The sequence below is a fragment of the Halorubrum sp. SD626R genome, from assembly GCF_001261915.1.
GTDB lineage: Archaea > Halobacteriota > Halobacteria > Halobacteriales > Haloferacaceae > Halorubrum.
This window is the reverse complement of sequence record NZ_CVRT01000084.1, coordinates 1-7,464: the sequence shown is the minus strand read 5'-3', so window position 1 is coordinate 7,464 and position 7,464 is coordinate 1. Positions and strand designations below refer to the sequence as shown.

The following is a 7,464-nucleotide window of genomic DNA, read 5'->3' as shown; positions in this document are numbered from 1 at the left end:
CCGACCGACGAGGGGCATCACCGATCATTCAGCCGCTACCCGTGTTGGCCCACCTTAATTGAATTCGGGCTCCGCCCGAATGAATTGGTGGGCTGGGACTCCCCAGCCACCCAATTTCGTCGTTTCAACCCTCTAGAGGCACCGCTAGCGTGTCTTGTCCGGGCTAAAATTAAGCCGGTAGTCACCACCGTCCCGCGATCTGCGTTAGCCGAGGTGGTGTCGGCATGATGTTGCTCCGATCTCACAGTAGCCGGAGCAACTGCCTTCGCTGCGACGCTCACGTGCCCGCAGACTTCCGCCGCGTTCACGGCGACGAGGAAGATCGCGCGCACCGATGCCCCGAGTGTGATTCGTGGGTGCGGATCTGTGAGGGGAGCGCGGCCGGAAAAGACGTCGTCACGCCGGACCCGCAGACGAGTCCCGCCCGCAACGCCGGCGAGCCGTGGGACGGAGGGCTGTCGGGATGAGTCCGTTCGTCCGTGCGAGCCGGCTGTACGACCCGGCACAGGGTTCGCTTCCCCACGTCCGCGACGCCGCCCGGCTCCGCTGGGAGCGCGACGCCGAACGGGGGCGGTCAGCGTGAGTCGCGACCGGAGCGGCGAGGTCGCCGCGATCTTCACGTCGCACGGCGTTCTCGACGTGACGACGACGATCCTCGCGGCCCGAGAGATCGGTCCGAGCGCCGAGGCGAACCCGATCGTCCGCGAGTTGCTCGCGATGGGCGAGCTACCCGCGGCGGTCGCGATGCTCGCGGTCGTCGGCTTGTGTTGCGGTGCGTGGCCGGTCGCGGCCGACGCCCTGGAGGCGCCCGAGTGGGTCGGGCTCGGGATCGCGACGATCGGTGCCGCCGTCGCCGCGGTGAACCTGGTGGTGGTGTTCGCGTGACGCGCCGCTGCGAGGTCTGCGGCCGCGAGCGCCCCTCGGTTCGAGTCCGGATCGACGGCCGGACCGAGTGCGCCGGCTGCTACCTCAACCGCGCAGAGAGCTCGCGATGAAGGCCGTCGAAACTGCCTCGCACGAGTACATGGCGAATTACGTGTACTCCGGGCTCGGGGCGTGGTTCGGTGCCGCGCGGCTCGTCGACGCGACCGGGAGCCGGCGGGGGAGCTTCACCCTCGACGGCGAGAAGTGGCGAGTCACCCTGTCCTATCAGGAGTCCGGCCTCGCCCCGCCCGAGGGCGGCGAGACGCCGGACGGGACGCGCGTCGACTTCGACACGCTCCGGGAGTTCCGGCTGAACGCGGTTGCCGACGACGAGGTCGGCGAGCGGAAGGTGAAGGCCCTGATACAGCCCCGGTGGCGCGGGCTCGAATCCGAAGAGGGGCAGTCGGTCGCCCGACCCATGTGGGATCTCGGCGACGCGGTGAACGTCCGGGTGAACGCGTCGAACGTCGAGTTCGACGCGGTCGAGTCGATCATCCAGCGGGCCGCGGGCGCGGTGACGCTTGACCCGATGTACTTCGAGAGCCGTAACGACGAGTACAGCGTCGTGATCGACGCGGCGCGGTACGTCCGGCTCGACCGGGACGTCTCCGGGCCGGTTCACGCCCGCGAGGGGCCGCTCGCGCGGATGGGCCACCTGCTCGAAAGCGACCGGTCGGGGTATCGGAAGGTCGTTCAGGACGATACCGAACGGGCGGGTTACTACCACACGGTGACGCTCGGGCCGAAGCGCGTCCGCGAGTGTTTCCCCGATCACGGGATCCCGAAGGAGTTCAAGCACTACTACGCGCGAAACGCCGAGTCGCTCCCCGACGATCACCCGCTCGCGCACCCGAAGCTCGAAGCGTCGTACCAGTCGAGCCGGTGGGACGAGACGCTCCGGCCGGCCGACCACGACGAGATCGCCGACGAGCTCGAAGAGGCGATCCTCGCGACGCTAAACGCGGCCGGGCTCCCCACGCAGCCGCTCGACGACGACGGGCCCGGCAGCGGCCGCACGTTCGTCGAGGACGCGTACTTCGAGGCGGAGACGGTCGACCAGTCGCGCGTGCTCCCGCTGAACCTGGAGCGCGTCGAGAGCGACCAGCGGAACGTGGTCGTCCGGCAGCTCGCCGACGGCCTCTCGCCGGTCGAGTGGGACTCGTTGAAGACGCTCGTCGCGGACGGGGGCGATGTCTCCCCGGCGGAAATCGCGGAGGACCACGACTGGCACCCGGATAGCGTCCGGCGTGGCCTCCGACGGATCGAGGACATGGTCGTTCGCGAGCAGGGGTCGGTAGCGTTGCGGTCGCACCACGTTGCGGAGCAGGTTGTTGAGGCGCTCGACGCGGCACGTGAGGGCGTGCGGAAGGCGATGGGGACCGCGGCGAACGCGGTCCAGAACGCCGAGCGTGCGTCCCTCGACGAGCGGACGGACGAACTGATCGCGTTCTGCCAAGCGAACGGGATCCACATCGACGAGCGCGAGGCGCACCTCCGGGTTCGGATGGGGAACCTCGCCGACGAGTCCTGGTCGGAGCTGGTGACGCGGCTCAAGCGGTACTGGGTCGGTGCGGGTCGCGATCCGGAGCGGCTGAAAGAGGCGGTGTCGCACTACCGCGACGCGTCGGGTCCGAAGATCCGGCCGGTGCGGAGCGCGTGGGGGAAGGGGCAGACGCTCCGGTAGCGCGGCCCCTCGTGAGTGGCAACACTACCCTGACCCCCTTTTTGCGGCCGTTTTCGGCTCGATCGACCCTCTCGACCGGCGGGTTCGTGACGATCTCGACCGCAACACAAGCGCGATCTCGGTCCCGACGAGCTGCTCGTCGACGCCGAACCGATACTGGGGGGTCGGTTGGCGGTTAGGGGTGTGGCTAAGGCCACAGATTCTAAGGTACCCACCGTCTCTGCGGAGAGACGATCTCTTACAGCGTAGAAAAAATCTTGTACTGCTAGAAAAATGTCAAAACATGACAAAAGACGGAGAGCAAGAAATCAAAGAGCATTCTGGTACCGCTAAAGAAAGTGAAGGGAATTTCTCCGAATCTGTAATGAAACTAGTTGAAACATTGGATCAATATGACTGGCGAACCGAGTATGAGCATTCCGAGGATTCTGTGAAGCGGTCTCAACAATTTCTCGCAGAACAATATTTTGAAATATCTAAAATAGTCATCGTGAGTCTGATTTCACTCTCATTGTCGTTAGTCTTAACAGATATCCTATTTCCGATAAGCTCCTTTTTGTACGGACTCACAATCAGTATCTGGGGATCGATCTTGTTAGCAGTTCCATCGCTAAAAGGCCGATACCAGATTTCAGCGATAGTGGATAGCAATGATAAGAGCGCGATTCGCAGAGTTGAGGCCAAAAGAATGACCTACACAAATGCCGGGTTAGGATTTCTAATACTCGGCTTCTTTATCCAGCTTGTCACACATCAAATTAACGCTAATAATATTATAGCAGATGATGTGTTAGCCATATATTTTCCAGATTGGGTGGCAATTCTCGCTCTAATTGCTATATTTCTTCTAGTAGTACGTACTATTGATCTATTAGCAGAATCTATTTCCGGGTAGGTGACTCTGTTGATATCCTCTGCCGCTGATAGCGTGTTAAATAGAGAGGTTGTGTCGATTACCACGCTATTCAATCCTATCTCGGTAGTAAGTCCATTTTTATTCCTCCCCTGAGTTCCCACGGTGAATGAGTGATTCAGGCTATGAGATCCCGAATGACGATACCGTATCGTCCAGTGATATCCAACCCGATGCGGATCTCCGTAAGGCCGACCTATCAGAGGCGCGCCTCAATGGTGCCAATTTAGCAGAGAGTGATCTCTTTGGTGCCGATCTATCGGGGGCAAGCCTCCTGAATGCCGAACTGTCGGGCGCGAAACTCAGTAGTGCCGATCTGTCAGGGGCAACCCTCTCGGAATCCAACCTCTCAGGGGCCACACTCTCACTAGCCGATCTGTCAGAAGCGAGGTCTTCCGATGTCAATTTGTCTAAAGCCTACCTTGCCGAGGCCGACTTATCAAAAGCGAACCTCGCTGGTTCCAATCTTTCAGGTGCGCTGCTCGTAAATGCAGATCTGTCGCGAGCGGATCTCCGTGGTACCAACCTGTTAGGAGCAATCCTCTCTAATATCACGCTTACCGGGGCGACAATTTCGCGGAGGACCGAAATAGACGCTCCTCGTGGACCTATTGAGCAGTACGCGGGAGATAACGAATCTGTAGAACAACGCCAGGATACTGTCGCCCGAGCGAATGGTGAACTACGAGCTGCCTATAGTGCTAATGGACTACTTGACTGGGCTCGAACGGCCAGGACCCGGGAACGACGTGCCCGCCGAAAGGAAGCAAAAGCTGAGGGAGGATTACAGGGTTACAAAGACTGGCTTCTTTCGTGTCTATCGAGAGTATTTGCCGGGTATGGGGTTAGGCTTGGACCAGTCGTCGTATGGATGCTGCTACTATGGCTACTGTCCGCTGGAGTGTATTGGAATTGGGGCAGGATGTCGTGGGATCATAGTTTGTATTATAGTGTAATAACACTCACCACAGCACCCCCTGAAGCACCGCCGGCCGGAATTTCAACTATTGTCGCAGGGATCGAAACGTTCGCCGGAACCGCAGCCATCGTGTTTCTTGGGTATATCCTCGGATCGCGTGAGCGGATCTAACCCGTCTCGATCTGCTTGCGTTTGTGCTTCGCGTCGTCGTCGTCGACCAGCGGATAATTGAACACCAGCGCTTCAACCCTCTAGTTGGACGATTCTGCTACCTTACAAATTCGCGTTGTGGTATCGAATGTGATTTGGGTCAACCTCGTGCTCAGGTATAGTCCTCACCGTTCTCCCGTCAACAGAATCTTCGTACTGATGGGAGACTTCCAGCGTCTCAGGGTCCACGCTGAGCATGCCGAAATCGAAGTCCGAGTGATGGTTCGGACACAAGACGAGGATGTTCGCTTCCAAGGTCGCGATCCGTGTGCGGCTCGTATTTTGAGCGGGAGACCTGCCCGAGTACCCTCCGTTCAAAATTACCTCTCGCATCGTCAGCCTTGATTCCGACAGGGAACAGTTCTGCGTGACTCATACTCGTTGACGTGTTGCGATGCTCATATGTATTCGGTACTGATCTCGGGAGATCGCTACTCAGTCTCCAAAGCAAGTCTCGAATCTAGAGCTTACAACTGGCGACGAAGAATCAGGTCCAGCCTCTCTACTACTACCGTTCACGACCGTATTCTCACATACGCTTGCGAAGTTTTCCGTTAGCACGGAGCTGAGCCTCCCGCGAGTGACTCCGATAGTGCGTCTCCCCGGGATTCGTCCAGTTTGTGATCTCTAAATCCCGAGCCCGGACGGTCCGCGACGACACGACCGTTATCTCTCCCCCTTGCGCTCGGTACCACACAAGCGCGTACCCGCCGTCAGCGTCCGTGAGCGTCTCGTGCTGGTCCTCCCAGAACTTGAACGTCGGTCGCACGCCGTTCACCATCGACCCCTTCACGTCCCACGGGCGGCCGTCCTCGTCGCTCGCGTCGAACTTGAGCCCGTCTACGACCGGATAGTCGAGCGTGAGCGGGTAGCGGTCCGTCGCCCACAGCTCGACGAGCTTCCCGTATCGACCGACGATCGCCGGGTCGTAGCTCATGGGCGTCCTCGTTTGGGTTGCGGTTGGCCGCCGCGCCGATCGACGTCGACGAACAAATTTCGACCGAATCCCGGCCGCGCGGCCCCCCGCGGATTCGGACCCCCCGCCGCGATCGCACGCGTATAAACAGAGGTATGCGCCGGGGCGGGCGGCTGAATGAATGCGTGAATCCCCGCCGCGTCTGTCGATTCACGCAACGGCATCGTTCACTACCTCACCGTGGTCGCCGTCCCTGTATTCAGCCATGCGGTCGGAGACCCACGCCGCGGAGTACCCGACGAGGTCGCCCGCCTCGGCGTACGTCATCCCGTGATTTTCGACCGCGCGGATCGCCTTGCGCACCGCCTCCTCGCGTCGGACCGAGTCGGCGTCGACGTCCTTGCTCTCGTCGTCCTCGTCGACGAGTTCGATCGCGAACTCGCTCGGCTCGTGTTCCGGGTAGTCCGCGGCCGTGTCGGTCAGGCCCTTGTAGTCGCTCCCCTCTTCCCAGTCGTCCTTGCCGCCCTCGCTCTCCAAGAGGCGAGCGCGACCGGGGTCCGACCGCGAGGGCTTCTCGATCGCGAGCGACGCGACCCGGCGGATCGACTTCGCGGTTTTCGTCCGCGTGTGCCCGACGAGCAGGACGCTCCCGCGCTTCGGGTGCGGGCCGTGTTTGGACTCCTTCTTGCGGATGAAGAGCAACGAGTCGGAGAACTGCTCGGCCGCCTTGTTGCCCGAGCCGAACCCGGAGAGCTCCTGGGCGATCTCGTCGAGGACCGCCAGCACCGGCCCCTCGATCTCCGCCATCGCTTCGAGCATCTCCCGGTCGGAACGTACCACGCGGTCGAAGCCGTCCCACGACGTGTTTCCGACCAGCGCGCCGCCGGTCCGGATCTTCCACGACATCGCCACGTCGAGCGTCGTCGCGGTCTTTCCCGAGCCGGGCGCCCCGAACACGAGCCCGATCGCGCCCTCGTGCGCGAGTTCGCCGGCAGCGTCGCGATACAGGTCGCCGCCCTCACGTTCCTGTCCGGTGAGTCCGGTCGCGCTCTTCATCTGCGAGACCGAGCCGTGTCGCACCGCCTCGTCGATCGTCTCGGTCGCGGCGTTCGAGATAATCAGCCGGCCGATCCGGGTCTCCTCGATCGGCTCGTCGAGCAGCCCGTCGTAGTAGTTGAGCACCGCGAGCGTCCGGCGGTCGTCGACGAGTCCGGCGTACCCGCGGACGTGCTCGCCGGGATCCTCGCCGCGGAGTGCGCTCGCGAGCTCGGCCGCCGCGTACGCGCCGGTCTTATCGCTCATCGTCCACCTCCAGCGCCTCGGCCTCGTCGAGCAGCTCGAATCCGATCGTGTCTCCGTGCCCGTTCCGTTCGGTGTCGACGTCGTCTCCCTTCATGCTCTGTGGTTTCAGATCGTCCGGTAGTTCCTCGTCGAGGACCGCCGAGACGGTCGCGCTGTCGTCGTCGAACGACGGCGTAAGCGTCGGGTCGAGGATCGTCTCCTGGTCCTTGAGCCGGCGCTTGTCGAGCGTCCGGGCGATAGAGCGGAGCCGACGCTTGAGGCGCCGCGCCTCGCGGGCGTCCGGCTCGAACTCCTCGCGGAGCTCGGCGATCGCCTCCATCGCGTCGACGACTTGGACGTCGCCGGCGAGCTCGGAGCCGGCGACCGACTCCCGCCAGTTCGCGACCGCGACGTTGTCCTCGGGACGGTACTCGCGCACCTCGTACACGCGCTTCGCGACGGGCCACTCGAAGAGGCTCCCGGCGTGGACGTCCATGTCTGCGAACTGGTCCTCGGAGAGCTCCCAAATCGACCCGCCGGTGTCGTCGCTGGCGTCGAACGCGACGAGATAGATCCCCTCCTCCTCGGGGAGTAGATCGGCGACGTATCCGCCGGCG

Annotated in this window: 7 protein-coding genes; 4 read left to right on the top strand and 3 right to left on the bottom strand. The window is 62.2% G+C overall.

The genetic code is table 11. The features are described 5' to 3' along the window. Positions 1-579: 579 nt before the first annotated feature. The 4 genes from SD626R_RS09385 to SD626R_RS09375 all read left to right on the top strand — a co-directional run bounded on the left by SD626R_RS09385 (position 580) and on the right by SD626R_RS09375 (position 4,611). Complete coding sequence (locus tag SD626R_RS09385) at positions 580-885, top strand: DUF5658 family protein (protein WP_092565990.1); 306 nt, start codon at positions 580-582, stop codon at positions 883-885. A gap of 106 nt (positions 886-991) precedes the next feature. Next, positions 992-2,608, top strand: a complete 1,617-nt coding sequence (locus SD626R_RS09380) for a DUF7845 domain-containing protein (protein WP_092565988.1) — start codon at positions 992-994, stop codon at positions 2,606-2,608. 283 nt (positions 2,609-2,891) lie between these two features. Next, the gene (locus SD626R_RS16400) at positions 2,892-3,503 is read left to right on the top strand and encodes a hypothetical protein (protein ID WP_137782728.1); all 612 of its coding nucleotides are present in this window, start codon (positions 2,892-2,894) and stop codon (positions 3,501-3,503) included. A 127-nt stretch (positions 3,504-3,630) separates the two neighbouring features. After that, complete coding sequence (locus SD626R_RS09375; RefSeq protein ID WP_092565986.1) at positions 3,631-4,611, top strand: pentapeptide repeat-containing protein; 981 nt, start codon at positions 3,631-3,633, stop codon at positions 4,609-4,611. Positions 4,612-5,179: 568 nt separating this feature from the next. Here the strand turns inward: SD626R_RS09375 and SD626R_RS09370 are convergent. The 3 genes from SD626R_RS09370 to SD626R_RS09360 all read right to left on the bottom strand — a co-directional run. Continuing rightward, positions 5,180-5,587: a PD-(D/E)XK family putative nuclease gene (locus SD626R_RS09370; protein WP_092565984.1), complete on the bottom strand. Its 408-nt coding sequence runs from the start codon at positions 5,585-5,587 to the stop codon at positions 5,180-5,182. Between the two features lie 189 nt (positions 5,588-5,776). Continuing rightward, positions 5,777-6,868 (bottom strand): hypothetical protein, encoded by a 1,092-nt coding sequence (locus SD626R_RS09365; RefSeq protein WP_092565982.1) that lies wholly within the window; start codon positions 6,866-6,868, stop codon positions 5,777-5,779. Next, positions 6,858-7,464: DUF8125 domain-containing protein (locus SD626R_RS09360; protein WP_092565980.1), on the bottom strand; the 607-nt coding region annotated here is incomplete at its 5' end. The genes SD626R_RS09360 and SD626R_RS09365, both read right to left, overlap by 11 nt.

Bases quoted from the DNA above. Each gene is read 5' to 3' on its own strand.
- SD626R_RS09380 (WP_092565988.1), top strand. From the start codon at position 992: ATGAAGGCCGTCGAAACTGCCTCGCACGAGTACATGGCGAATTACGTG.
- SD626R_RS16400 (WP_137782728.1), top strand. From the start codon at position 2,892: ATGACAAAAGACGGAGAGCAAGAAATCAAAGAGCATTCTGGTACCGCT.
- SD626R_RS09375 (WP_092565986.1), top strand. From the start codon at position 3,631: ATGAGTGATTCAGGCTATGAGATCCCGAATGACGATACCGTATCGTCC.
- SD626R_RS09370 (WP_092565984.1), bottom strand. From the start codon at position 5,587: ATGAGCTACGACCCGGCGATCGTCGGTCGATACGGGAAGCTCGTCGAG.
- SD626R_RS09365 (WP_092565982.1), bottom strand. From the start codon at position 6,868: ATGAGCGATAAGACCGGCGCGTACGCGGCGGCCGAGCTCGCGAGCGCA.